We start from the raw sequence: 26,068 nt of genomic DNA on the forward strand, positions 1-26,068 counted from the left end.
CCGGTCGTGACGTGGCCGGGCCGGAGCCTGTCGCTGCGCGTCCGGGTCGCCCTGGCCGCCGCCCTGGCGGCGGCCATCGTGGTGGCGCTGCTGGCCGGGCTGACCTCGATCGTGTTGGCCAACAATGATGAGGCGCAACTGGATCGGCGGCTGGACTCGATCGTCGACGCCAGCATGTATCCCGAGCAGCTGCAGGACCCGGCCCGCGGCGTCCTGACCACCGGGCGGTCGCGGTCCACCGGCCAGGTGGTGTTCCAGCGCGGCTTCCAGTTGCCGCCGCTGCCGGTCGGTGTCGACACGGTCACCGTCAATGGCGTCGACTACCGGGTGCGCACCGTGCCCGTCGAGCAGGCCGGCGGCATCCTGGTGTCCATCGGCATCCGCGCCGACAGCATCCTGCTCAGCCGTGCCCGGATCCCGCTGTACGCCATGGCCGGCGGGCTGGCGGTGTTGGTGGCCGCCGGCCTCGGGTGGATGCTGGCCGGGACGGCGATCCGGCCGCTGCGCCGGCTCACCGAACAGACCAGGCGGCTGGGTACCGGAACGGACCAGATGGACCCGGTGCGCGGCGCCCGCGAGGCCGAGGATCTCTCGGAGGCGATGGCCGAGATGCTGCGCCGGCTGGCCGACGCCCAGGCGGCGACCACGAATTCCCTTCAGGCCGCCCAGGATTTCGCGGCCAACGCCGCCCATGAACTGCGCACCCCGCTGACGGCGATGCGGGCCGACCTGGACACGTTGCGGATCCACGATCTACCGGCCGACGAGCGGGCCGAGGTGGTCGCCGACCTGTCCCGGGCGCAACGGCGCGTCGAGGCGATCATCACCGCGCTGGGTCAGCTGGCTTCCGGGCAGCTGGCGCGCGCCGAGGACCGCGAGCCGATCGACGTGGCCGAGATGCTCGACCGGGTCGCGCGGGAGAACGACCGCTCCGGTGCGGTCGAGATCACCGTTGAGGCCGACGACGCCGGCACCGTATGGGGCTGGCCGGCCGGTCTGCGGCTGGCCGTGGACAACCTGGTGCGCAACGCGATCACCCACGGCGCAGCCACTCGCATCATGCTGACCGCCCGCCGCCGCGAGCCGCAGCTGATCATCATCGTCGACGACAATGGTCGCGGGCTTCCGGCCGAGGAGCACCGAAAGGTGTTGGGCCGCTTCGCACGTGGTAGCACCGCCTCGGTCGGCGGATCGGGCCTGGGATTGGCGCTGGTGGCCCAGCAGGCCATCCTGCACGGTGGCGACATCGAGCTGTCGGACGGTCCACTCGGCGGATTGCGGGCCACCCTGACGGTGTCGACCTCGCCCGAGCCCGTCGCTGCCGGGGTGCTGCCGGTCTAGCCGGCGCGCTTGCGGGTCACCGCGGCCGCCGCGCGCCAGCCGAGCAGCAGCAGCGCGGTCACCAACGACGCGACGACGATGAAGCTTGCTGCCACTCCTTGAGAGCTGGCCTTGCGCAACAGCATTCCGACCACGACGGTGGCGATCCACACCGTGACGCCGGTCGGGACCAGCGCCGTTGGCGCCCGCCAGCCACGGGAGAGCAACCAGCCCAGCAGGGTGCCGGACAGGAACGGCCACGCGGTCTCGACGACTCCGGCCACCGTCACTCCCTCGGCGTGGCTGCGGCGCCCGATCGCGCAGAACACGATGACACAGACGATGTCGCCGGCGAGTGCCAGGACTGCGGGCCGGGTGCCGGTAGGAACTGCCATGCTCGGATCCAAGCACAGTGCCCTCAGGGGCGGGCGTCGTCCTCGGGTCCAGGGCACGGCGGAGGCACCGGCCCCTGCAGCGCGGTGTCGGCCGGGTTCTCGGCCGGGCCGCTGTCCAGCGCGGGATCGGCGCCGGCCAGTTCCTCGACGACGGCGTCAGGATCCAGGGCGCCCTCGGTGCGGAACATGAAGAAGAACACCACCCAGCCGATCGCCGAGATGAAGATCCAGCTCACCAGGCGGTAGATCAGCATCGCCGAGATGGCGGCGGGCAGCGCCATCCCACTGGAGACCAGGCCCGGGACCAGGACGGCCTCCACGACCAGCAGGCCACCGGGCATCAGCGGAATCGATCCGACGGCGCGCGCGGCCGCATAGGCGACGGTTAACCCGGCCAGGGACGGCTTGCCGCCGGCGGCGTAGGCGGCAAAGGCCAGGCAGGCCACATCGGCGACCCAGTTGAAGAACGACCAGCTGAACGCCACGCCCAGCTCACGGCGGTTCAGGCTGACCGATTCGAGCTGGGTCAGGGTTTCGCGCCACTTGTGCAGACCGGTCTCCGCGGGCTTACCGCGGGCGGAGTTGACCCACCCCAGCACGTTGACGCCGATTCCGTCGATCAGTTCGGGCCGGGTGGCGACGGCCTGGGCGAGCAGCAGCAGGGCGATGAACCCACCGAGGGTGAACAGCAGCGAGAACGGATTGTTCTTGGCGCCCAACAGGAATGCGCCGCCGAGACCGAGCAGCGCGAGGCCGACGACCTGCAGCGCGCCCGACATCACCAGCTGCCAGGAGGCGACGACGGGGGAGGCGCCCCAGCTGCGCTGCTGGCGGTAGACAAAGGTGGCCGAGAGCACCGGGCCGCCGGGCATGGTGGTGCTCAACGCGTTGCCGGCGTAGAACGCCGCCTCGGAGCGCCACTGGTGAACGATGACGCCGGCCGACCGCAGCAGAGTGCGCTGGATCTGGGCGAAGCTGTGCATGGATGCCGTCGCGGCGACGACGGCGGCCAGTACCCACCACCAGTTCGCCGTCACCAGGCTCATCCAGGCTTTGGCCAGCTGATCCCAGACCAGGGTGGCCTCGATGGCGAGCACGATCACCGCGACGCCGAGCACCGCCCAGCGGACCCACCACCATTTCCCGTGCACCGGGGGGTCGTGTTCCTCGCGGGCGGTGTTCACCGGCGCGTCGTGGGACATCGCCGTTCAGGGTAACGGTGCACGACATCCCGCGACGGATTCCGCCGCGGGATGTCGGGTGTGCGGTTGGGTCAGGCCGACTGTGCGGTGTTCTTCGATACGATCGCCGTCTCATAACCGGAGGCTTGCCAACCGGACATGAACACCCCGATCGGGATGGCCTTGGCTTTGCCGATCGACACATTGTTTTGCGTCATCGAACTGTCGTTGACGTAGACGAGACCGTGGACCAGGTCGACCTCGGTGACGGTCGCGGCGTGATCAGACTGGTTGTACAGCGTGTCGGGCTCCGGAGTGAAGCCAGCCACGGCGCTCCAGACGATCGCGACGGGATAGGCCACCATCACGGCCTTGCCCTCGGCGAGGGCTGCTTGCACGTCGGCGAGTGCTTCCTCACCGCCGGCCTGGGTGGCTTCGTAGGACGGTTGCTCCACGGTCACGTTGAAGTGGGCCTGCATGAGTGCGACGGCGTCGGCGAGCGCGATCCCTTCTGCGGTGTTCTCGTCGAGATACATCGTGTCGCCGGGCCGCGCGACGCTAGGGGTCGTCTTGGCCCAATCCACCCAGATCTGCTCGGCGTTGTCGGGCGGCTTCAGGCCAAGAGCCTGATACGTCGCTGACGCCGCAGCCTGCAGTTGGCAGTTGGAGTAACTCTGGCTCACCCAGAACTTGCTGGCGGCTGTTGCGTCGCCATAGATGCTGGTGCCCTGGACCGTGACGACCACCGGCTTCTCGACGGAGTCGGCTTTGGCCGAACCGAGCATGATGGCCAACGAATGCAGCAGACCTTGCACCACGCCGGCGAGCCCCGGCAGCTTGGCTTGTGTTCCGTTGTTGACGGTGATGCTGAAGCTGTCGACGACGCCTGGTTTGACGAGCGCTAGGTTCGGTGTATAGATGAAAGTCCCCGGTTCTTCACCAGCGACCACTGTGCCGTATTTCGGCTGCCCTGTGATGGTGTAGGTAACCCCGTACCCGTTGTTGCCGTATCCGTCTGCGATCACGACGATCTGCTTGGTTTTGCCCTCCTGGCCGCCCACCTGGAAGCTGACGCTGGGTGCGCGATTGAAGAACAGGTACCCAATCTGACGACCGAGCTCTTCTAGGATTGCTTGGGGATTGATCGGTTGGGCTGACGCACGTACGGCGGCAGCCGATGCTGCGCTGCCGGTGGAGGAGCCGTCCTCACCGCTATCGCCGTTAACACCGTCTTCCCCGGGGCTGAAACCACCTAGTCCGCCGACGCCTCCGCCGCCGAACGCGCCGCCCTGACCCCCCACAAAGCCATCGCCGCCGTTGCCACCGTTGCCACCATTGCCACCGTTGCCGGCGGGGTCGGCGTCGGTGCTGTTGCCGCCGTTTCCGCCATCGTTACCCCTGCCACCTGCGCCACCCCTGCCACCGCCGGTTCCGCTGGCCCCGCCGTTGCCGCCGTTGCCGCCGACGCCGCCGTTGCCGCCCCGAACTGAGCCGGCCCCGCCGGAGCCACCGGCCCCGCCGTTGCCGCCGTTGCCGCCGTCTGCGCCTTGGCCACCTGTCGCACCGTTCCCGCCCACACCGCCGTTGCCGCCGGTACCGCCGGTCGTTCCATCCGAAGACGTCCACCCGTTACCGCCGGCGCCGCCCTTGCCCCCGACCCCGCCTTGACCGCTGCCGCCGTCAGATCCGTTGGACGCGAAGAACAACAGGAATCGGCCCGCGCCGCCAGCGCCACCGGCCGCGCCACCGGCACCGCCGGGACCGCCCGCGCCTCCGTAGCCTCCGTCGATGCCCGAGTCGATGGTGTCGTCGTCGGGGGAATACCCCTTGCCGCCCTGGCCGCCCTGGCCGCCCTGGCCACCACTTCCGCCGTTACCGCCGGTGCCGATGACCACGCTGCCGTTGCCGCCTCGGCCGCCGCTTCCTCCCATGCCGCCGGCGAATCCCGCTGTGCCGTCGATGCTGTAGAGAGGATTCTTGCCCGGGTCTGCGCCGTTGATGCCGTCGTAGCCGGCTTGGCCGTTGCCGCCGTCGCCGCCCTCGCCGCCGGCGCCGAAGAACGACAACAGCCCGACGTTGCCGCCGTTGCCACCGTCACCGCCGCCGACGCCGCCGATTCCGCCATCGCCGGCGCTGCCGGCCCACAGGCCGCCGTTGCCGCCGTTGCCGCCGTTGCCGCCGTGGGCGTCGTCGAGTGCACCCTTTGCCGGGCTGTTGCCGCCGGCGCCGCCGTCACCCCCGAATGCCAACAGCGAGAACGCCCCGCCGTTGCCACCGTTACCGCCTCGGCCACCGAAGCTGCCGGCCCCGCCGGCGCCACCGTTACCGCCGCTGACGCCGCCATCGGGGGCGGTACCCCAGAACGTGAACAGTCCGGTGTCGCCGCCGCTGCCTCCGATTCCACCGGTCTGTCCGATGTAGATCGCTGACCCGCCGGCGCCACCGTCGCCGCCGCTGCCCAGGAAAAGGCCTCCGGTGCCGCCGCGACCGCCTGTCCCGCCCTCGTAGTCGCCGGTAGCGGCGCCGCCAGTGCCGCCGGCGCCCCCATTGCCGGCCAGTCCCGCCGAGCCTCCGCGACCACCCGTGGAACCGGCCGCTACCGTGGCGCCCGCACCACCGTCGCCACCGTTGCCCGCGATCAAGCCGCCGCGGCCGCCGTTACCGCCGTTACCGGCGTTGACACCCGCCACCCCGGCACCGCCGGCACCGCCGTTTCCGAACCAGCCCGCGCTGCCGCCGTTGCCGCCGTTGAAGCCGTCGCCGCCGTTGCCGAAGATGCCGCTGTTGCCGCCGTTACAGGCGGTGCCCGCCGTGCAGGTCTCCGCGGTCCAGGAGTAACCGTTCCCGGCCAGTATTCCGGCATTGGGGTTCTCCGCGGTCCCGTCGCCAACAAAGATCCGGATGACGGCCTCTGGAGTGGGGGGCGTGAAAGTCGAAAGCTTCGCGGTCGCCTTCACCGAGGCAGCCGCCGGGGTGGATGTCGCGACCGCCGCGTCGGCGCTGTTGGTGGCAGAGGCGCTCGCAGCGACCTCTGATGTCTTCTTACCCGAGGTCGCCGACCGCTTTGCGGGCGAACTCAAGTCATTGTTTGCTGATCGTGCCGTCTTGGCTGCCTTCGACGATGCCGTGTGTCCGGTCGTCCTGGACGGACCAGCCGTGGACGAACTGCTCGATGCCGAGGGTCCTTTCGACCCGTCCGCCCCGGCGGTGTCAGCCGATGCCACCGGCATCGACGCGACGGCAGCGCCGACCCCCAGCGCGATCGCCGACGCGCCGAGCCAGGTCCATGCCTGCGACTTATGAAGTGCAGCAAGGCCAAACTCGACCCGGCTCAGCTGCATGCCGCTCTTCGTTGTGCTACCGCAACGCCCACCGACGTGAGCGGTTCTCGAGACAGCAGTATCCATCACCAATTCCCCCCGCTTGGGATCGAACTCAACCGGAACGGCCGACGGTATGACCCAGGCCACCCCGGCAAAACAGACTATAAGTTTAATTTGCGCGGCCGTCCATAGCCGTCGTTGATCTGGTCGCTGTGCCGGATTTCTAGCGGCCCGATTAGTTGCCTGCGCTGCCGGCGACGGCCGGCGGGCAGGGTCGGTTCGCGCGGGGATCCTCGTCGTCGACCACTACGCTTGCCGCATGCCAGGCACCCGCATTTCCGACGACGACTCGGTAGATCCGCTGGTTCGCAAGGCGGCGGCGTGGTCCTGGCGGCTGCTGGTGATCCTGGCGGCGATTCTGGCGCTGCTGTGGATTGTCGTCCGCCTCGAAGTCATCGTGGTGGCGGTCGCGCTGGCCACCATGCTCGCTGCCTTGCTGCTGCCGGCCGTCGACTGGCTCGACCGGCGCGGGGCGCCGCGCGGCGGGGCGGTGGCGCTGGTGCTGCTCGGGGGCTTCGGGCTGTTCGGTGGGATCCTGACCTTTGTTGTCAGCCAATTCGTTTCGGGCCTACCGGGGTTGGTCGAGCAGGTCACCCAGAGTATCGACGGCTTGCGCCGGTGGCTGATCGAAGGGCCGGCTCACCTGAGCCGCGAACAGATCGACAGCGCCGGCAACACCGCGATCAAGGCGCTGCGCGACAACCAGGAGAAGCTGACCACCGGTGCGCTATCGACCGCGGCGACGCTGACCGAGATCCTCACCGGTGCCCTCCTGGTGTTGTTCACGCTGATCTTCCTGCTGCACGGCGGTCGCAACATCTATGCGTTCGTCACCAAGATCATTCCGTCGCAGACCCGGGATCGGGTGCGGGCGGCGGGGCGGGCCGGATTCGGCTCGCTGACGGGCTACGTGCGGGCCACCTTCCTGGTGGCGCTGGTCGACGCGGTCGGCATCGGCACCGGTCTGGCGATCATGGGCATCCCGTTGGCGCTGCCGCTGGCGTCGCTGGTGTTCCTGGGTGCGTTCGTGCCCCTAGTCGGTGCCGTGCTCACCGGTTTCCTCGCGGTTGTGGTTGCGCTGCTGGCCAAGGGCTTGGTCTACGGCCTGATCACACTCGGCGTGGTGATCGCGGTCCAGCAGCTGGAAGCACACATCCTGCAGCCGCTGGTGATGGGCCGCGCGGTGTCGATCCATCCGCTGGCCATTGTGCTGGCGATCGCGGCGGGCGGCGTGCTGGCCGGGATCGTCGGGGCGCTGCTGTCGGTGCCGTTGCTGGCGTTCCTCAACAGCGCGATTCGCGTGCTGGCGGCCGACAATCCCGCCGAGGAGGAGGCCGAACTCGAGGCCAACGACGACGCGGTCGTCATCGAGGCCACCGCCGATGTCGTGCCGCCGAAACGGCAACACGACTAAACCAGGGGTTAGAGGCGGCCCTCGCGGCGTAGCAGGTCCTGGGCGCTGACTCCGCCGCCGCGGCGGGGACGGTCCTCGCCCTCTTTCTTGCCGCGTGAGTTCAGCTTCTCGGTGGCCACCTCGGAGTCACCTTGGTCGGGCCTGCTGACCGGGATGGCGCGGGTCTCATCCGCGGCGATCGCCGGCGGCACGTCATCGGCACCGTTGTCCTCCCGCTGGGCCGGGATGGCCGTGGTGGCGTCCTCCGGAGCCGGTATCGCCCGGGTGGGTTCGGCCGACGGTTGCGCCGGGTCGGGGGAGGGCTTGGACGCTGCACGGTCGTTTCCGCGCAGCTCACCCAGCCAGGACTCGATCTCGCGATCCGGGGCGGGCGGCGCGGGCGGCCGGTTGGACCGGGCCGCGGCGGCGGCGCTGTTGACCGCGCTCTTGACGACGTTCTTGGCCACCGAGAATCGGGTCGTCGGCGCGTCGGACACACCCTGGTCCTGCCCGCCGGGGGCCACCGGTGCGGCGGCGTCGGGCATCCGGGCGGTCCCCGCGGCCGAGGGCGGCTCGTGCGGCGGGGGCGGTGTGCGGTACTCGGCCCGGCCGACCACTCGCGGACGGGGCCTGGCCTCCCCACCGGGATGGGTGGGGTCGTGTACCGGGCGCCGTACGTCGGCTGCCGGGACCGGCGCACCGGCACCGACCAGCGCCTCGTCCCGCACGATCGGGCGCTTGCGCTCGTCGGGTAGGTGGGTTTCGCCCAGCCCGATCCTGACCTGCAGCCGCTTCATCCAGCGCGGCGCCCACCAGCAGTCGTCGCCGAGCATCTTCATGATCGCCGGGACCAGGAACATCCGGACGATGGTGGCGTCCAGCAGCAGGGCGATCAGCAGGCCGAAGGCGAGGTACTTCATCATCACCAGGTCGGAGAACACGAACGCCCCGGCGACCACGGCCAGCACCAGTGCCGCCGCGGTGATCAGCCGGCCGGTGGTGGCCGTCCCGATCCGGATGGCCTCGGTGGTGGACATCCCGCGCTCCCTGGCCTCCACCATGCGGGACACCAGGAACACCTCGTAGTCGGTGGACAGGCCGTAGATGACCGCGATGATCAGACCGATCATCGGTGCCATCAGGGGTTGCGGGGTGTAGTTCATCAGGCCGGACCCGTGCCCGTCGACGAACATCCAGGTGAGCACGCCCATGGTGGAGCCCAGGGTCAGCGCGCTCATCAACGCGGCCTTGATGGGCAACACCAGCGACCCGAACGCCAGGAACATCAGGATCGTTGTCGTGGTGATCAACAGCACGACCATCAACGGGAGCTTCGAGAAGAGGCTGTGGATACTGTCCTGCTCCAGCGCGGGCGTGCCGCCCACGTAGAGCGATACCCCCCGTGGTGGCGTGATCGACCGCAACTCGGCGATCTTCTTGGCCGCGTCATTGCGCTTGACCAGGCCGTTCTGGATCACTCGCACCGACGGGTCCTTGGAGGCGCCGTCGAGGTAGGAGCGTTCCTTCCACATCGCATCGGGGTTGTTGTCGGGGTCGGTGAACCCGCTGACCGCCATCGCCTTGCTGCGGACCTCGGCGACCTGCTGGTCGGTGACCGGCTGGCCGTCGTTGTTCTTCATCACCAGCGTGATCGGCTCGGTGCGGAAGCCGGGGAAGATCTTGTCGAACTCCTCCTGGGCGGTGCGCACCGAGTTGTCCGGCGGGAGGTACTTCTCGCTGATGCCACCGAGGGCAAGTTTTCCGAGCGGGACGATCAGCAGAACCATGAAGATGACGATCGGCGCGGCGAACAGGATCGGCCGCTTCATCACCCGGTTGACCAGCTTGCCCCAGAAGCCGTGCTCGACCTCTTCGCGGGTTTTGGTCTTCTGGGTCTTCTCGGCGAACCAGTCGATGATGGCGCGCGAGAAACCCCAGTTGCGCAGGAACGGCACCCGCAGCAGGGTCCGCACACCGAGGGCGTCGACGTTGGGGCCCAGGATGGCCAGGATCGCGGCCAGCACGGTGATCGACAGCACCGCCGCCAGCATCACCGAGGCGATGATCGCGTAGGTGATGGACTTCAAGAAGCCCTGCGGGAACAGCAGCAGCGGCAGCGACGACGCGACGATGATCACCGCCGAGAACACGACCGTGCGCCCCGACGTCATCATGGTGCGACGGACGGCCGCCTCGGTGTCGTAGCCCTCGGCGATCTCTTCGCGGAATCGGCTGACGATGAACAACCCGTAGTCGATGGCGATACCGAGGCCGATCAGCGTCACGACCGGCTGAGCAAAGAAGTGCACCGGCGTGACCAGGGCGGTCAGCCGCATGATGCCCAGAGCGCCGAGGATGGACAGGCCGCCGATGATGGCGGGCAGGCTGGCGGCGACCACGCCGCCGAACACGAAGAACAGCAGCACCGCGACCAGCGGGATGGCTGCCACCTCGGCGCGCTGCTGATCCTTGCCAATGGTTCCGGTCAGCTCGGAAGCCAGCGGCTGCAGGCCGGCGAGTTTGACGTTGACACCGTCGATGAAGAAGTCCTTGTCGACCTTCTTGTAGTTGTTCAGGATGGTGTCGTCGTCATTGCCCTTGAGCTGGATCGACATGAACGCGTGCTTCTTGTCCGCGTCGGCCATGTTGGACAGCAGCTGGGGACTCTTGAAATACCCGATCGATCGCAGGATCTCGTCGGGGTGGTCCTTCTCGACCTGGGCCAGGTTGTCCAGAATCTTCTTCTGGAACGCCGGGTCGTCGACGGTCTTGCCGTCCGGGGCGGTGTAGATGGCGATGATGTGACCGGAGGTGTCCCGGCCGTAGGCGGCGTCGGCGATGAGCGATGCCTTCACCGACTGGCTGCCCTCGTCGTAGAAGCCACTCTGGGTGACGTGCTTGCCGAGGCTGGCTCCGTAGATGCCGCCGCCGACGCACAGCGCGACCATGACTGCGATCACGATGTATCGGTAGCGATACACAGTTCGACCCCACCAGGCGAACACGTAAGCTCCTAACTAAATCTTCTGCGACCTGCGCATCGGGCTCTCCTACTCAGACACGCGATGTCAGTAGTGAGGACAGCGGCCGGAATGGTTGTAGCCATGCCCCCTGCTCTGGTAGCGAATCTAGGCCGATTCGCGGCAGCGGCTCGCGGAAAACACCAGGAATGTCCTCCAGGTCGACAAACTCCAAGGTATCCGACGCTAGCGCCCAGCTGGCATGTTCACGAAATCCGAGCACGTAGACCGGGGTGCCCGAGCGGGCGATGTCCTCCAGCGGCATGCGGAACGCCTGCCCGTCGGCCGAGGCGACGAGGACGGCGGCCAGACCCTCGGCACGCCGCAGCGCGATATGGGCCAGCATGTCGCTGTCGACGTCGCTGTCCTCGTCGATTTTCGGCTTGGCGAAGACGGCGAAGCCGACGTTGCGCAACGCCTCCACCCAGGGGCGGACCACGTCGGCGCTGCCGGGAGCGATGTTGGTGAACACCGTCGCCTCCGGCTCCACCGTGATGTCCGGGTGTGCGGCGGCCAGTTCGGCGGTTCGGGTCAACAGCCAGCGGCCCAGCGCGTCGAACCGTGGCCGGTGGGCCGCCGTAGGGCGCCCACCGAGGATCGACCCGAGCCCCATGTCCAGGTTGGGTGCGTCCCACACCAGCAGCACCCGCTGAGCCGGGGGAACCTCAACCGGGTCCTCGGCGTCCGGCAGGACCGGGGCCGTCGCTGCTGCGTCCTCCATCACACTCATAGTGACCGCATCCAGAGCAGTTCGGCTACCGCGCTACCCACCTGGCGGGCCTTCGTCTCGTACTTGGTCGTCGGTCGCTGCACCGAGATGGGCAGCTCGTCCCCGGGACGCACCCGGCGCAACCGCGGTTCGGCGTCGCCCGCCTCGGCGATCTGCTCGGCGTAGCCGGCGTGGTCGGTGGCCGCGTGCAGGACACCGCCGGGCCGCAGCCGATCGGTGATCAGCGCGATCGTGCTCGGCTGCAACAGGCGCCGCTTGTGGTGGCGCGATTTGGGCCACGGGTCGGGGAAGAACACCCGCACCCCGGTCAGGGTGGCCGGTCCGACCATGTGTTCGAGGACGTCGAGGCCGTCGCCGCGGATCAGCCGGATATTGGTGACGCCTTCTCGGTCGATGGCGCCGATCAGCTGGGCCAGGCCCCGTCGGTAGACCTCGACGGCCACCACGTCGATGTCGGGTTCGGCCTGCGCCATGCCGAGCGTCGAGGTGCCCGTGCCGCAGCCGATCTCCAGCACGAGCGGAGCCGTGCGGCCGAACCAGGCCTCGGCATCGATCGGACTGGCCGGTTTGTCCTCGAACTTGGCTTGAGTTCCCAGCTGTGGCCACAGCCGGTCCCAGGCCTCCTGTTGGGCGTCGGTCAGCGCCGAGCGGCGGGACCGGAAGCTGGTCACCCGGGGATACAGGTGCGACGCCCCGACCTCGGGCGTGGCTGAGCCACCGTGGCGCTGCACATGCATCCGTCCATGGTCGCTCATGAATGTGGGTGTACCCGCTCGGTGGTGCAGATTGATACCCAACAGTTGCCTTCGCCTGGTAGTGGCTCGCGCCACAGGTCAGTCGATGTCAGCATGTCCGGTGTGGAGGGGCAGTTGGTGGACCGGATGGCCGCCCTGTCCGCCCGGGTCGCCGACCCGGCGGTGACGCGGCTGGTCCACCGGCTCGGCACCCCGGTGCGGGTGGGCATCGCGGGGCGCCCTGGTTGCGGTCGGCGCACGGTGGAGCGGGCGGTGCGCGCGGCCGGGGTGGACGTGGCAGGTCCGGGCGAACGCGCCGACGTGGACGTTCATGTCCTGGCCGAGACGGTCAAACCCGAGGATTCCGACGCGCTAGCCGACGTGAAGCGACCCACCGTCGTCGTCCTCACCAAGGCTGACCTGGCCGGATTCGGCGGTGACGGACCGGTCGCTGCCGCCGCCACGCGCTGCCGGGTGCTGGCCGAGCGCATCGCCGCACCGGTCTACCCGCTGGCCGGGCTGGCCGCCGCGGCCGCGCTCGACACCGCCGTCGTCGACAACGAGATCTTGGACGCGCTGCACGTGTTGTGCAGCGATCCGGCCGACCTGGGTTCCACCGACCGCTTCGTGGCCGGCCCGCATCGCCTCGGCGTGGCCGTGCGGCGGCGGCTGCTCGAGCAGCTCGACCTGTTCGGCATCGCCGTCGCGGTGCGCGCACTGCGCGACGGCACTCCCGGCTACGACGCGGCCGCGGTGCGGGCGGCGTTGCGCAGGGCCAGCGCGGTGGACGGGGTGCTGGACGCAATTACCGCGGCCGCCGCCCCAGTGCGCTACCGGCGCCTGACCGCGGCGCTTGACGCGCTCACCCCCGCCGGCACCGGCGACCCCGACATCGCCGAGTTCCTCGCCGGAGACGCGGTGGTTGCGGCGCGGATGGCCGCGGCGGCCGACGTGGTGCGGGGCGCTGGGATGACGGTCGATCGCGACAAGACTCGTGCGGCGCACCTGCGCCGGGCCGTCACCTGGCAGCGGTATTCGCGCGGGCCGGTATCGGTGCTGCAGGGCAAGTGCGGCGCTGACCTCGCGCGGGGGTCGTTGCGGCTGTGGGAGCAGGCCGGCGGGGTAGCGGAGACCCGGATATGAGCGACGCCGACGTCGATGCCGAGCTGGCCCGCATCGATCCGGATCTGCCGGCGCCGGTGATCGTGCGCCGGGACGCGGTGCTGGTCGTCGGCCCGTGGCTGGCCGGTACCAGCGCCGTGGTGGCGGCGCTGCGAGAGCGGCTGCCGGACTGCGTCTTCGCCGAAACCGTCGAGCTGCCCGCCGGGCAGGCGCCCACCGCCGTGGTGTTTGTGGTCTCAGCGACCGCGCCGCTGACCACCTCGGACTGCGCGCTGCTGGACGCCGCGGCCGGCGACACCGACGCGGTGATCGCGGTGGTGTCCAAGATCGACGTGCACCGCACCTGGCGCGACGTGCTCGAGGCGAACCGGGTGCTGCTGGCCGAGCATGACCCGCGGTATGCCGACGTGGCGTGGGTGGGCGTGGCCGCCGCGCCGGACCTGGGTGGGCCGGTTGTCGACGACCTCGCGCAGAAGCTGCGCGCCACCGTGGGCGAGGAAACACTGCCGAGACGAAATCGATTGCGCGCCTGGGAGAATCGGTTACTCACCGGGAATTGCCGCCTGGACCGGGAGGTCGAGGGCGCCGGGCGCGAAGCTCGGCTGGCCGACCTGCGCGAGCAACGCGGGGCGACGCTGCGCCGGTATCGCCTGGAGAAGTCCGAGCGGGCCATCGCGGTGCGCAGCCGGGTTCAGCAGGCCCGCGTGCAACTGTCCTACTTCGCCCGCAACCGCTGTACATCGGTGCGAACCGAACTGCAGGAGGACGCGGCCGGGGTGAGCCGACGCGGGCTGGGCGCCTTCACCGAGCGGGTGGGGCGCCGCGTCGCCGAGATCGCCGTCGACGTCGATGAGGGGGTGAGCCGGCACCTCAGTGCTACCGGCGCCGAACTGGGGTTGCCCGTCGAGCTCCCGGCGTCGCCCGCACCGCCGGTGCCGGCGACCGTCCCGCCGCTGAAGTCGCGCCGGCTCGAGACCCGGTTGATGGTCCTGTTCGGTGCGGGCTTCGGACTCGGGGTGGCGCTGACGCTGAGCCGGCTGTTCGCCGACCTGGCACCGCGGTGGACCGTCGCCGGCGCCGTTGGCTGCGCGGTCCTCGGCGTGGCCCTGACGCTGTGGCTCGTCGGGGTCCGCGGTCTGCTGCACGATCGGGCGGTGCTGGACCGCTGGGTCGCCGAGATCACCACCGGGATGCGCACCGCGATGGAGGAGTGGGTGGCCACCCGGGTGCTCGCGGCGGAGTCGGCACTGAGCCGGTCCGCCGCCGAGCGGGACGCTGTCGAGGGAACCCGCGCCGAGGAATCCGTGGCCCGGATCGACCGGGAGATCCGCGAGCACACCGCGGCCCGGGCCCGCGCGCTGGCGGCTCGCGATCAGCGGGCGCCGACGATCATTCGGGCGCTGTCGGTGGTTCGAGCCGAATTGGCCGCTCATTGATCTGATGAATGGGGGAGATTATGTGCTTCTGAATCGTTCCTGTGAGTCATCGGACATAATCCCGATTAACCGCGGGTATCTCACCCGCGTTAACCTAACTTTTCAGGGAGGACCGTGTCCGCCGGCGCGTAATCCGGCCTGCGTCCTGGCAATACACAAAAGCAGGAGATACCGATGACTTCAGCGACCATTCCAGGTCTGGATACCGCACCCACAAAGCATCAGGGCCTCCTCGCCTGGGTCCAGGAGGTTGCCGAACTCACCCAGCCCGACCGGGTGGTGTTCGCCGACGGTTCCGACGAGGAATATCGGCGCCTGTGTGAGCAGCTGGTGGCCGCCGGCACCTTCATTCCGCTCAGCGATTCCGAGGAGCCCAGCTCCTACCTGGCTCGCTCGGCCCCCTCCGATGTCGCCCGCGTCGAGTCCCGGACCTACATCTGCTCCGAACGCGAGATCGATGCCGGCCCCACCAATAACTGGATGGCACCGGCCGAGATGCGCGCCACCATGACCGAGCTGTACCGCGGCAGCATGCGGGGCCGGACCATGTATGTGGTGCCCTTCTGCATGGGCCCACTCGGTGCCGAGGACCCCAAGTTGGGTGTCGAGATCACCGACTCCGAATACGTCGTGGTGTCCATGCGCACGATGACCCGGATGGGCACGGCGGCGCTGGAGAAGATCGGGGAGGACGGCTTCTTCGTCAAGGCACTGCACTCGATCGGCGCGCCCCTGGAGGACGGGCAGGCCGACGTGCCCTGGCCGTGCAACGACACGAAGTACATCACCCACTTCCCCGAGACCCGGGAGATCTGGAGCTTCGGCTCGGGTTACGGCGGCAACGCTTTGCTCGGCAAGAAGTGCTACTCGCTGCGGATCGCCTCGGCCATGGCCCACGACGAGGGCTGGCTGGCCGAGCACATGCTGATCCTCAAGCTGATCTCCCCGGAGAACAAGGCCTACTACGTCGCCGCGGCGTTCCCGTCGGCGTGCGGTAAGACCAACCTCGCGATGCTGCAGCCGACCATCCCGGGCTGGCGTGCCGAGACCCTCGGTGACGACATCGCGTGGATGCGGTTCGGCAAGGACGGCAGGCTCTACGCCGTCAACCCGGAGTTCGGCTTCTTCGGCGTTGCGCCGGGCACCAACTGGAGCTCCAACCCGAACGCGATGCGGACCATCGCGGCGGGCAACACCGTTTTCACCAACGTCGCGCTGACCGACGACGGCGGGGTCTGGTGGGAGGGCCTGGAAGGCGAGCCGCAGCACCTGATCGACTGGAAGGGCCAGGATTGGGAAGCGGGGTCGTCCGATAACGCGGCGCACCCCAATTCGCGCTACTGCACCCCGATGTCGCAGTGCCCGACGCTGGCCCCGGAGTGGGACGATCCGCAGGGCGTGCCGATTTCGGCCATTCTGTTCGGTGGTCGCCGCAAGACGACGGTGCCGCTGGTGACCCAGGCCCGCGACTGGCATCACGGTGTGTTCATCGGAGCCACCCTGGGCAGCGAGCAGACCGCCGCCGCCGAGGGCAAGGTCGGCACGGTTCGCCGCGACCCGATGGCCATGCTGGCGTTCCTGGGCTACAACGTCGGTGACTACTTCCAGCATTGGATCGACCTGGGCAAGAACTCCGACGAGTCGCAGCTTCCGAAGATCTTCTTCGTCAACTGGTTCCGCCGCGGCGATGACGGCCGCTTCCTGTGGCCAGGCTTCGGCGAGAACAGCCGGGTGCTGAAGTGGGTCATCGAGCGGGTCGAGGGCAAGGCCAACGGCGCGTCGACGCCGATCGGCACGGTGCCCGGTGTCGGCGATCTGGACCTGTCCGGTCTGGACGTCGAGGAGGCGGATGTCGCCGACGCGCTCAAGGTCAATCCCGAGGAGTGGCGCGCCGAGCTGCCGCTGATCGAGGAGTGGTTCGAGTTCGTCGGCGAGAAGCTGCCCACCGGGGTGAAGGACGAGTTCGAGGCGCTCAAGCAGCGGCTCGCCGACTGACGATGCGGGCCCCCCGGGCCCGAGGAGGAAGCGGCGCGTCAGGTTCAGCCGACTGACGATGCGGGCCCCCGGGCCCGAGGTGGGGGCACCTCCCGCTTGCGGGGGAGAAGCGGCGCGTCGGGTTCAGCCGACTGACGATGCGGGCCGTTACGCCCTGGTGAGGGGTGCGCACCGGCTACCATCTGCGGCGTGGGGGTCCCGACCGACGAGGCGCCGGCGGCGCTGAAGCGAGCTCATTCGTGGTGGCGTCGCGTCGCCGCGGTGGTGGCCATTGTCGCCATCTATGCCGGCTCGGTGATCGGGTATCTGTGGCTGGACAGCTCCGCCCACGTTCTGCAACCGGGTGACCTGCAGGCTCGGACAGAGACCGTCATCCTGTTGGAGCTGACCGCGATTCACCCCACCGACAACACCGTCGACGTCGATGTCCAGGTGATCCCGGAGAAGAGCTTCCTGGACCCGCGGTTCGATACGTTGAACACCGACATGGCCGTGCGGCTGTGCCCCTGCATCGAGGTCGGTGAATTCGTCTTCCCGCAGGGCCAGGCGCCGAAGGTGGTCAAGACCTCCCTGACGATCCGAGGCGAAGCCGACCGGTGGCCGTTCGACACCTTCACGACCAGCACCATCGGCGCCGACGTGATGGTCGGGTCCGGTGAGGCGCGACGGTTCGTGCCGGCCCGGGTGGAGGTGTCTGGGTCGCTGTCGGGGTGGGACATCCGCAGCGATCGGGGTGGTCCGTCGCCACACGCCGGCTCGCCTGATGACAGCGCGTCGGTGAGCTTCGGCCGGGCCCGTGGGCCGCTGGCCTTGATCTTCGGCATCTGTCTGGTTCTGCTGACGCTCCCGGCGATGGCGCTCTACGCCGCGATCGAGATGCTGTTGGGCAAGAAGAAGTTCCAGCCGCCGTTCTCCACCTGGTTTGCCGCCATGTTGTTCGCGGTCGTGCCGATCCGCAACGTGCTGCCCGGTAGCCCGCCCCCCGGATCGCTGATCGACGAGGCCCTCATCCTGTGGGTGCTCGTCGCGCTTGTCACGGCGATGCTGATCTATGTGGTGGCCTGGGTCCGGCGCAGCGACTGACCGGACCTACTTGACGGCTGTCAACTACAGCTGCGTACAGTGCATCCATGCAGATTCGCGAGCATGCCGAGGCCACCCCGGACAAACCTGCCGTCATCCTGTATCCGTCGGGGACGACGGTCACCTTCGGTGAAATGGAGGCCAGGGCAAACCAGCTGGCGCACTTGTTCCGGCAGGCCGGGCTGCGTGAAGGTGACGCCGTCGCCATCCTCATGGAGAACAACGAGCACATGCACACGGTCATGTGGGCGGCCCGGCGCAGCGGGCTGTACTACGTGCCCATCAACACCCACCTGACCCCGGCGGAGGCGGCCTACATCGTCGACAATTCCGCTGCCAAGGCCATTGTCGGGTCCGCCGCGTTGCGCCCCGTGCTCGAGGGCCTCGGCGAGCACCTTCCCAACGGTCTGCCCGGCCTGCTGCTCATCGCCGGCGGCGAGCTCGACGGTTGGCAGAGCTATCCCGAATGCGTTGCCGATCAACCAGTTACCCCGATCGACGACGAGATCGAGGGCGATTTGTTGCAGTACTCATCGGGAACCACGGGCCGGCCCAAGGGCATCAAGCGCGAACTCCCGCACCTGCCGCCGTCGGAGGCGCCGGGGCTGATGACCATGCTCGTCTCGTTCTGGATGAACCCCAACGGGGTGTACCTGAGCCCGGCGCCGCTGTATCACACCGCGCCGTCGGTGTGGTCGTTGACGATGCAGGCCGCCGGAATACCCGTCGTCGTCATGGAGAAGTTCGATGCCGAGGGCACGCTCGACGCGATCCAGCGCCACCGCGTCACCCATGGACAGTTCGTCCCGGTGATGTTCACTCGGATGCTGAAACTGCCTGAAGCCGTGCGCAAGTCGTATGATCTGTCCTCCTTGGAGCGGGTCATGCATGCCGCGGCGCCGTGTCCGGTGGAGATCAAGAAACAGATGATCGACTGGTGGGGACCCATCGTCGACGAGTACTACGCCTCCTCGGAGGCCATCGGCTCCACCCTGATCAGCGCCGAGGAGTGGCTGGCCCATCCCGGCTCGGTGGGCAAGCCGATGGGGGGCAACCTGCACATCCTCGACGAGCAGGGCAACGAGCTACCGCCCGGTGAGCCCGGCGAGATCTACTTCGAAGGCGGCAACTCCTTCGAATACCTCAACGACGCCGAAAAGACCGCCGCATCAAGGCATTCACAGGGCTGGATGACTGTCGGCGACATCGGCTACCTCGACGAGGACGGCTACTTGTACCTCACCGACCGGCGGCACCACATGATCATCTCCGGCGGGGTCAACATCTACCCGCAGGAGGCCGAGAACCTGCTCGTCACCCATCCGAAGGTGATGGACGCCGCCGTCTTCGGCGTGCCCGACGAGGAGATGGGCCAGCGCGTCAAGGGCGTGGTCCAGTTGGTCGACCAGGCCGACGCCACCGACGAATTCGCCGACGAGTTGTTGGCCTGGCTGCGAGAACGGCTGGCGCACTACAAGTGCCCGCGGTCGATCTCCTTCGAGGCGCAACTGCCCCGCACCGACACCGGCAAGCTGTACAAGCAGGAGCTGATCGCGAAGTACTCGGCCGCGACCGGTTAGGGAATCCCTGGCTGATGTTCGTCGTGGACCTGTCCGACCCGCCCCCGATCGGGGTGAGCGGCCCACCCGGTGTCGTGGTGGCGATCGGGGAGTCGTCCTCCCCCGAGGCTGAGTTCTGGCTCGAAACAGCGACATTCGCTCTGAGCGAGGCCGAACATGAAGACCGCCGATTCGTCACGGTCGATTCCGTGGCCGACACGGTGGCCGAGCTGACCGATCGGTGCCGGCGCTGGCCGCTGGCCAGCACCGTCTGTGACGACGTGCTCAGGTCCGTCGATCCGACGGGTCCCACGCTACCGGCGCTGATCACCGAATCACTGGCCTACTCCACCCTGCAATCCGGTGCGGAGTTCGCCCGCTGGCTCGCCGAGCGCGGCCCTGCGACGGTTCCCGATATCCCCGACCCGGTCCAGGCCGACCGCGACGGCACCACCCTGCGGATCCGGTTCAACCGTCCGACCCGGCACAACGCGTTCAGCAACGACGCCAGGGCGCTGTTGCTGGAAGCGCTGACCGTCGCGCTGCTCGATGACACGATCACCGAAGTCGCGTTGGGCGGCAACGGCCCGTCGTTCTGCAGCGGAGGCGATCTCGGCGAGTTCGGCACCTTCGCCGATCCCGCCGCCGCGCATCTGGCCCGCACCCGGCACAGCCCCGCGCTCGCCCTCGATGAGCTGACCGGCCGGCTTGGCCGCGACTGTCACGCCGACCTCCACGGCCGGGTACTCGGCAGCGGATTGGAGCTGGCCGCGTTCTGCGGCTGGGTCCGTTGCCGGCCGCACACTGTGTTCGCGCTGCCCGAGTTGGAGCTGGGGCTGATCCCCGGCGCGGGCGGAACACTGAGCGTCACCCGGCGCATCGGACGTTGGCGCACAGCATATCTGGTGCTGTCCGGGCATGCGGTCGACCCGCACACCGCGCTGTCGTGGGGATTGGTCGACGAGATCGCCTAGCTGGACCGGCGCAGCGTGACCCGATAGGTGTACTGCTCGGGAAGGAAGTGGCTGACCGACAGCTCGACGGGTGTGCCGGTGGTGTCGGAGTACAGCCGGTCCACCCGCAGCATCGGGTGCCCAGGCTGGCAGTACACGGCCGCGGCCACCTCATCGTCGGCCGGCGCCACCGTGATCGACTGGGCCGCTTCGTCAATCGGGTGGTCCAGGTGCGGCTCCAAAATGCCGATGACGGTACTGGTACCGACGGCTCCGGTCGTCAGCTCCGCGGTGTCGCAGACCAGCCGCGCCGTCGGCTCGGGCAGGTGCACGGTGGTGACCACGAACGGCACGCCGTCGTGGAGGCGACGGAACCGGATGGTGTAGACCACGTCGTGGTCGAGTCGCAGCCTGCTGGCGGCAGCGACGTCGACTCGTCGAGAAAGCCCTTGCAGCACTTCCATTGTGGTGTCTTCGGACAGGCTCATCAGGTCCTCGATGGACCCAAGCTGGCGCAGATAGAGCTGGCGGCGCGCGTAGGTTCCGCGCCCGGGCACCCGGTACACCGCACCCTCGGCCACCAGGTCCTGGAAGGCCCGTCGTACCGTCTGGCGCGACAACCCGTATTCGGAGACGAGCTCGGATTCGGTCGGCAGCCGGACTCCGTCCGGGTAGGTGCCGGCCGCGATCTGCTCGCGAAGCCGTTGCCGCAGAACCTGATATGCGGGTTCGGGTTTCATCGGCGCCTAGATCCCGCGCAACGCTGATGTCGGCATCAAATGCCTCGCAACGCTGATGTCGGCATCAAATGCCTCGCAACGCTGATGTCGGCATCAAATGCCTCCGCGGGCGACGAGCTGGCCGGCGATGACATTGCGCTGGATCTCGTTGGTGCCCTCGCCCACGATCATCAGCGGCGCATCGCGGAAGTAGCGCTCCACGTCGTACTCGGCGGAGTAGCCGTAACCGCCGTGGATACGCACCGCGTCCAGGGCGATCTCCATCGCCGCCTCCGAGGCGAACAGCTTGGCCATCCCGGCTTCCATGTCGCAGCGTTGGCCGCTGTCGTAGCGTTCGGCGGCGTAGCGGGTGAGCTGACGCGCCGCGGTCAACTTGGTGGCCATGTCGGCCAGGTAGTTGCCGATCGACTGGTGTTTCCAGATGGGCTGGCCGAAACTCTCCCGCTGCTGGGCGTAGGCCAGCGCATCCTCGAAGGCCGCCGTGGCCACCCCGAGCGCGCGGGCGGCCACCTGGATGCGGCCGGTCTCGAGCCCCTTCATCATCTGCGCGAAGCCCTTGCCGGGCTGGCCGCCCAGGATTGCCGAGGCGGGGACCCGGCAATTGTCGAAGGCCAGCTCGCAGGACTCCACGCCCTTGTAGCCGAGCTTGGGCAGGTCCCGCGAGATCGTGAGGCCGGGGGTGGGCGATTCGATCAGCAGCACCGAGATGCCGGTGTGGCGGGGTGTGGCCTGCGGATCGGTCTTGCACAGAAGGGCGATCAGACCGGATCGCCGGGCATTGCTGATCCAGGTCTTGGCTCCGGTGATCACCAGGTCGTCGCCGTCGGCGCGGGCGACGGTGGTCATGTTCTGCAGATCGGAACCACCACCGGGCTCGGTCAGGGCCATCGTGGCGCGCAGCGCCCCGGTGGCCATCGGGGGCAGGTAGGTCCGCTTCTGCTCCTCGGTGCCGAAGATGTCCAGCAGCTTGGCGACCACGGTGTGCCCGCCCATCGCCCCGGCCAGGCTCATCCAGCCCCGCGCCAGTTCCTGGGTGACCTCGACGTAGCAGGGCATCGATACCGGAGACCCGCCGTATTCCTCGCTGATCGCCAGGCCGTAGACGCCGATCTGCTTCATCTGCTCGATCCAGGCCTGCGGGTAGGCGTTGGCGTGCTCGACCTCGCGGACCGATGGCTTGACGTCGCGGTCGATGAACGCGCGGACCGTCGCCACCAGCAGGGCTTCTTCGTCGCTGAGACCAGTGCCCACCGTGTCTGCCTCCCAATCGCAGGTAAATGTACGGCCATATTGACACGCACGCCGGGGAAGCACCAGTATGCGGAGTCGTGACTTTGTACGGCCATATCGGCGGCGGCGAAGCTGGCGGCCCCTATTTCGACGACCTCGTGGTCGGCCAGGTCTTCGACTGGGCCCCGTCGATGACGTTGACCTCCGGCGCCGCCGCCACTCACCAGGCCATCGTCGGGGACCGGATGCGACTGTCGCTGGACCACGAGCTGGCCCACGCGGTGGTCGGCACCTCCGGACCGCTGGCGCACCCCGCGCTGGTGTGCGATGTCGCCGTCGGGCAGACCACGCTGGTCACCCAGCGGGTCAAAGCCAACCTGTTCTACCGCGGGCTGACCTTCTACCGGTACCCGGTCATCGGGGACACGCTGTTCACCCGCACCGAAGTGGTCGGTCTGCGGCAGAACAGCGCCAAACCGGGGCGCGCCGCGACCGGCATGGCGGCACTGCGTATGACCACCATCGACCAGGTCGGCCGGCTGGTGCTGGACTTCTACCGCTGCGCGATGTTGCCGCTGAGCCCCGGTGTCACCGACACCGGCCACGCCGACGACCTGTCCCGGATCGGCGCTGACCTGGGTACGGCTCCCGACCCGACCGTGGAGTGGGATGCGGTGGCCTTCCGGGAACGGGTGCCCGGGCCGCATTTCTACCCCGACATCGCCGGCTCGGTGCTGCGCAGCACCGGCGACGTGGTCAGCTCGGCGCCGGAGCTGGCCCGCCTCACTCTGAACATCGCTGGCACCCATCATGATTCGCGCGTAGGTGGGCAACGGCTGGTTTACGGGGGCCACACGATCGGGTTGGCACTGGCCCAGGCCTGCCGGCTGCTGCCCAACCTGGTGACCGTGCTGGGCTGGCAGTCGTGTGATCACACCGGCCCGGTGCACGAAGGCGACACCCTCTACAGCGAGGTGCACGTCGAGGCGGCCGATCCGCTGCCCGATGACCGCGGCGGGGTGCTCAGGTTGCGGTCGCTGGTCTACGCCGTCGCCGACGGGGGAGACGATCGCCCGGTGCTGGACTGGCGGTTCACCGCGCTGCACTTCTAGGACGACCCTGACGGCAACGACAGGGTCTCTGCCCGCCTTCGAGCGACAACGTCCCGCATGTACGGCGAATGTGTCTGGCGTGCATCGGGATCGGCATCCGCACGGCGGGACGGTTGTCGCTCGAAGGCGGGCACACCACTGCACCAGATGTAGGTGCGCCAGCTCGACTGCGCGACAATGACCGGGTGGACGGCTCCGGTGGTAGGTGGGCGAGCAGTGGTCTGGCCTGGCTCACCGGCCAGCCCGACGGGCCGCCCGACCACTGCCGCTCCGCTGTGCTGCACCGCGCCGAGGCCGTCGCCGCCGACATCGCCGAGCACCTGGGGGTGCGCGTCGATGCGGCCACGACCATGACCGGGCGGGCCGCGCTGCTGGGACTGCGCCGCCGCGGCCGGATTTCGGCCGGCGGCGCCAGCCGGCTGCTGGCGACCCGGGATGGCTGGTGCGCGCTCACCCTGTCCCGCCCCGACGACATCGCCGCCGTCCCCGCCCTCGTCGAAACCGATACCGCCGACCCGTGGTCCGCCGTCGAGCGCTGGGCGTCCCGGCTCCCCGCTGCCGAGGTCGTCGACCGGGCGCGGCTGCTCGACCTGCCGGTGGCCCGGCTGGGTGAGGTGGCGGCCCATGCCCCGCTGGTCGCCGAGTCCGGTCGGCGCGGTGCGCCCAGAACAGCGGCTGGACTGCTGGTGGCCGACCTGTCGTCGATGTGGGCCGGTCCGCTCTGCGGGCAGATCCTCGCGATCGCCGGCGCGACCGTCGTCAAGGTGGAAAGCCCCAGCCGCCCCGACGGACCGCGCGCCGGCGACCCGGCGTTCTACGACTGGATCAACCGCGGAAAGCTTTCCTACGCCGTCGATTTCGACCGCGATCGGGGCCGCCTGCGGGCCCTGCTGATGGCCGCCGATATCGTCATCGAGGGATCGCGCCCGGGGACGCTGGCCCGCCGTGGCCTGTGTCCCGAGTCGCTGCCCGGCCCGGACGGCCGGGTCTGGCTGCGAATCAGCGGGCACGGATCCGCCCAGGCGCGGGTGGCCTTCGGCGACGACGCCGCCGTGGCGGGCGGGTTGGTCGGCACCAGCAGCACCGGTCCGGTGTTCTGTGCCGACGCCATTGCCGATCCGCTCACCGGCCTGGAATCCGCACTGGCCGTGGCGCACTCGCTGCAGCGCGGCGGCGGCGAAACCGTCGAGGTGGCGATGGCCCGAGTCGCCGCCAGCTACGCTGCGCTACCGGCCCGGCCGTCGCAGTCGGCGGCCGTTGTGCGACCTCCGCACCCGCCGCCGGCCGCCGCCCCCGCCGCCAGCCTCGGTGCCGACAACGCCGCTGTGGACGACCTCGTTTCTCGACGGCGTCCGGTCCCATGCTGATCCGGCGGGCCCGCCTGTTGGACGGCCGGACCGTCGACATCCGGGTGACGGCCACCATCGAGGACGTCGCAGCGACGCTGACGCCACGGCAGGCCGAGCCGGTGTTCGACGCGCGCGGCGGTGCGGTGATTCCGGGCCTGCACGACCATCACGTTCACCTGCGCGCCGCTGCGGCCGCATCGGCGTCGGTTCAGGTGGGCCCCGCCCAGGTACAGGGACATGCCGGATTGGCCCGGGTGCTGGCCACCGCGGCGGTGGGCGCCGACGGCTGGATCCGCGCCGTCGGATATCACGAATCGGCGGCGGGCCCGCTGGACCGGTCGATCCTCGATGAGCTCGTTACCGCCCTGCCACTGCGGATTCAGCATCGCAGCGGGGTGTTGTGGTTCCTGAACTCGGCGGCCCTGGTCGCCGTCGGCCTGCCCGACCACCCCGATGGCAGGCTGCGCAGCTACGACGCCTGGTCGGATGCCCTGGCACGTCGTGACACCTCCCTGGGCGAGGTCAGCGCCCGGCTCCTGGGCTACGGCGTCACCGGCGTCACCGATGCGACACCGGACCTGGATGCCGAGGCGATCGTGACGCTGACCGAGGCGCATCGCCACGGGGAACTGCACCAGCGGGTGCACTGGCTGGCCCCGGGCAAGCGCATCCTGCACGACGATTCCCTGGACCTCGAGGAACTGACCGACTGGATACGGCTGCAACACAACCAGTTCGGTGCCATCGCGGTGCACTGCGTGACGGTAGGCCAGCTGGTCGTCACGGTGGCCGCGCTACGCGCCGCAGGCACCCGCCGCGGTGACCGCATCGAACACGCTGCGGTGGTGCCCGCCGACACCATCGCCGAGCTCGCTGAACTCGGCGTGCTGGTGGTCACCCAGCCGAATTTCGTCGCCGAACGCGGCGACCAGTACCGCACCGACGTCGAGCCCGCCGACCAGCCGGCCCTGTGGCGGCTGGCCTCGCTGGTGCGGGCCGGGGTGCGGGTGGCCCTCTCGACCGACCTGCCGTTCGGCGGGGCCGATCCGTGGGCGGCGATGCGCGCCGCCGTGCACCGGACCTCGGCAACCGGCGTGGTGCTCAATGCCGCCGAACGCGTATCGGCCACAACGGCTCTGACGATGTTCCTCGGTCATCCAGAACGCCCCGACGTACCGCGGACCATCGAGCCGGGACAGCCAGGGGATCTGTGTGTGCTGTCCGCCCCGCCGGCCGAGGTGCTGGACGCCCTCGATGCCGACCTGGTGAGCGCCACCGTCATCGCGGGTCAGCTGCACTAGCGATTTCGGCGCGCTTTCGTTGGCTCACCGGC

General features: G+C 69.1%; 20 protein-coding genes. 12 read left to right on the plus strand and 8 right to left on the minus strand.

Features of this window, described 5'->3' with window-relative positions:
* Positions 1 to 6 precede the first annotated feature (6 nt).
* Complete coding sequence (locus ADBZ9K_RS24585) at positions 7 to 1,341, plus strand: sensor histidine kinase (protein ID WP_526624862.1); 1,335 nt, start codon at positions 7 to 9, stop codon at positions 1,339 to 1,341.
* Here the strand turns inward: ADBZ9K_RS24585 and ADBZ9K_RS24590 are convergent.
* The 3 genes from ADBZ9K_RS24590 to ADBZ9K_RS24600 all read right to left on the minus strand — a co-directional run bounded on the left by ADBZ9K_RS24590 (position 1,338) and on the right by ADBZ9K_RS24600 (position 5,853).
* The gene (locus tag ADBZ9K_RS24590; RefSeq protein WP_526624863.1) at positions 1,338 to 1,715 is read right to left on the minus strand and encodes a DUF3054 family protein; all 378 of its coding nucleotides are present in this window, start codon (positions 1,713 to 1,715) and stop codon (positions 1,338 to 1,340) included. The two genes, ADBZ9K_RS24585 and ADBZ9K_RS24590, sit on opposite strands and share 4 nt — an antisense overlap.
* Positions 1,716 to 1,738: 23 nt before the next feature.
* Complete coding sequence (locus ADBZ9K_RS24595) at positions 1,739 to 2,917, minus strand: lysylphosphatidylglycerol synthase transmembrane domain-containing protein (protein ID WP_526624864.1); 1,179 nt, start codon at positions 2,915 to 2,917, stop codon at positions 1,739 to 1,741.
* A 71-nt stretch (positions 2,918 to 2,988) separates the two neighbouring features.
* The gene (locus ADBZ9K_RS24600) at positions 2,989 to 5,853 is read right to left on the minus strand and encodes a hypothetical protein (protein ID WP_526624865.1); all 2,865 of its coding nucleotides are present in this window, start codon (positions 5,851 to 5,853) and stop codon (positions 2,989 to 2,991) included.
* A gap of 16 nt (positions 5,854 to 5,869) precedes the next feature.
* Between ADBZ9K_RS24600 and ADBZ9K_RS24605 the strand changes: the two genes are divergently transcribed.
* A complete protein-coding gene (locus ADBZ9K_RS24605) occupies positions 5,870 to 6,199 on the plus strand; it encodes a hypothetical protein (protein WP_526624866.1) in 330 nt (109 codons plus the stop codon).
* Positions 6,200 to 6,538: 339 nt separating this feature from the next.
* Positions 6,539 to 7,693, plus strand: coding sequence for an AI-2E family transporter (locus ADBZ9K_RS24610; protein ID WP_526624867.1), 1,155 nt, complete (start codon positions 6,539 to 6,541; stop codon positions 7,691 to 7,693).
* 8 nt (positions 7,694 to 7,701) lie between these two features.
* On the opposite strand, the gene mmpL3 is transcribed toward ADBZ9K_RS24610, so the two are convergent.
* The 3 genes from mmpL3 to trmB are packed head-to-tail and all read right to left on the minus strand — an operon-like array spanning position 7,702 to position 12,177.
* Entirely contained in the window at positions 7,702 to 10,677 is a 2,976-nt protein-coding gene (gene mmpL3, locus ADBZ9K_RS24615; RefSeq protein WP_526624868.1) for a trehalose monomycolate exporter MmpL3, read from the minus strand.
* Positions 10,678 to 10,726: 49 nt separating this feature from the next.
* Positions 10,727 to 11,422 carry an NYN domain-containing protein gene (locus ADBZ9K_RS24620; protein WP_526624869.1) on the minus strand — a complete coding sequence of 232 codons (696 nt, stop codon included), beginning with the start codon at positions 11,420 to 11,422 and terminating at the stop codon, positions 10,727 to 10,729.
* Positions 11,419 to 12,177, minus strand: coding sequence for a tRNA (guanosine(46)-N7)-methyltransferase TrmB (trmB, locus tag ADBZ9K_RS24625; protein WP_526624870.1), 759 nt, complete (start codon positions 12,175 to 12,177; stop codon positions 11,419 to 11,421). Before trmB ends, ADBZ9K_RS24620 begins: the two co-directional genes overlap by 4 nt.
* A gap of 93 nt (positions 12,178 to 12,270) precedes the next feature.
* Between trmB and ADBZ9K_RS24630 the strand changes: the two genes are divergently transcribed.
* The 6 genes from ADBZ9K_RS24630 (at position 12,271) to ADBZ9K_RS24655 (ending at position 20,325) form a co-directional block, all read left to right on the plus strand.
* A complete protein-coding gene (locus ADBZ9K_RS24630; protein ID WP_526624871.1) occupies positions 12,271 to 13,299 on the plus strand; it encodes a P-loop NTPase family protein in 1,029 nt (342 codons plus the stop codon).
* A complete protein-coding gene (locus ADBZ9K_RS24635) occupies positions 13,296 to 14,714 on the plus strand; it encodes a hypothetical protein (RefSeq protein WP_526624872.1) in 1,419 nt (472 codons plus the stop codon). Before ADBZ9K_RS24630 ends, ADBZ9K_RS24635 begins: the two co-directional genes overlap by 4 nt.
* Positions 14,715 to 14,888: 174 nt before the next feature.
* Positions 14,889 to 16,709, plus strand: coding sequence for a phosphoenolpyruvate carboxykinase (GTP) (locus ADBZ9K_RS24640; RefSeq protein WP_526624873.1), 1,821 nt, complete (start codon positions 14,889 to 14,891; stop codon positions 16,707 to 16,709).
* A 189-nt stretch (positions 16,710 to 16,898) separates the two neighbouring features.
* A complete protein-coding gene (locus ADBZ9K_RS24645; protein WP_526624874.1) occupies positions 16,899 to 17,792 on the plus strand; it encodes a DUF4436 domain-containing protein in 894 nt (297 codons plus the stop codon).
* Between the two features lie 47 nt (positions 17,793 to 17,839).
* Positions 17,840 to 19,372, plus strand: coding sequence for a fatty-acid--CoA ligase FadD4 (gene fadD4, locus ADBZ9K_RS24650; RefSeq protein ID WP_526624875.1), 1,533 nt, complete (start codon positions 17,840 to 17,842; stop codon positions 19,370 to 19,372).
* Between the two features lie 11 nt (positions 19,373 to 19,383).
* Positions 19,384 to 20,325 carry an enoyl-CoA hydratase/isomerase family protein gene (locus tag ADBZ9K_RS24655; RefSeq protein ID WP_526625617.1) on the plus strand — a complete coding sequence of 314 codons (942 nt, stop codon included), beginning with the start codon at positions 19,384 to 19,386 and terminating at the stop codon, positions 20,323 to 20,325.
* Here ADBZ9K_RS24655 and ADBZ9K_RS24660 read toward each other — a convergent pair.
* Together ADBZ9K_RS24660 and ADBZ9K_RS24665 are read right to left on the minus strand one after the other, a co-directional pair.
* Positions 20,322 to 21,044 carry a GntR family transcriptional regulator gene (locus tag ADBZ9K_RS24660; protein ID WP_526624876.1) on the minus strand — a complete coding sequence of 241 codons (723 nt, stop codon included), beginning with the start codon at positions 21,042 to 21,044 and terminating at the stop codon, positions 20,322 to 20,324. The two genes, ADBZ9K_RS24655 and ADBZ9K_RS24660, sit on opposite strands and share 4 nt — an antisense overlap.
* 93 nt (positions 21,045 to 21,137) lie before the next feature.
* Entirely contained in the window at positions 21,138 to 22,295 is a 1,158-nt protein-coding gene (locus ADBZ9K_RS24665; RefSeq protein ID WP_526624877.1) for an acyl-CoA dehydrogenase family protein, read from the minus strand.
* A 77-nt stretch (positions 22,296 to 22,372) separates the two neighbouring features.
* On the opposite strand from ADBZ9K_RS24665, the gene ADBZ9K_RS24670 reads away from it, so the two are divergent.
* From ADBZ9K_RS24670 to ADBZ9K_RS24680, 3 genes are all read left to right on the plus strand, one after another.
* Positions 22,373 to 23,386 carry a MaoC family dehydratase gene (locus ADBZ9K_RS24670; protein WP_526624878.1) on the plus strand — a complete coding sequence of 338 codons (1,014 nt, stop codon included), beginning with the start codon at positions 22,373 to 22,375 and terminating at the stop codon, positions 23,384 to 23,386.
* Between the two features lie 185 nt (positions 23,387 to 23,571).
* Positions 23,572 to 24,753, plus strand: a complete 1,182-nt coding sequence (locus tag ADBZ9K_RS24675; RefSeq protein ID WP_526624879.1) for a CoA transferase — start codon at positions 23,572 to 23,574, stop codon at positions 24,751 to 24,753.
* Positions 24,747 to 26,036, plus strand: a complete 1,290-nt coding sequence (locus ADBZ9K_RS24680; protein WP_526624880.1) for an amidohydrolase family protein — start codon at positions 24,747 to 24,749, stop codon at positions 26,034 to 26,036. Before ADBZ9K_RS24675 ends, ADBZ9K_RS24680 begins: the two co-directional genes overlap by 7 nt.
* Positions 26,037 to 26,068 lie beyond the last annotated feature (32 nt).

The sequence above is a fragment of the Mycobacterium sp. genome (assembly GCF_965229265.1).
Lineage (GTDB): Bacteria > Actinomycetota > Actinomycetes > Mycobacteriales > Mycobacteriaceae > Mycobacterium.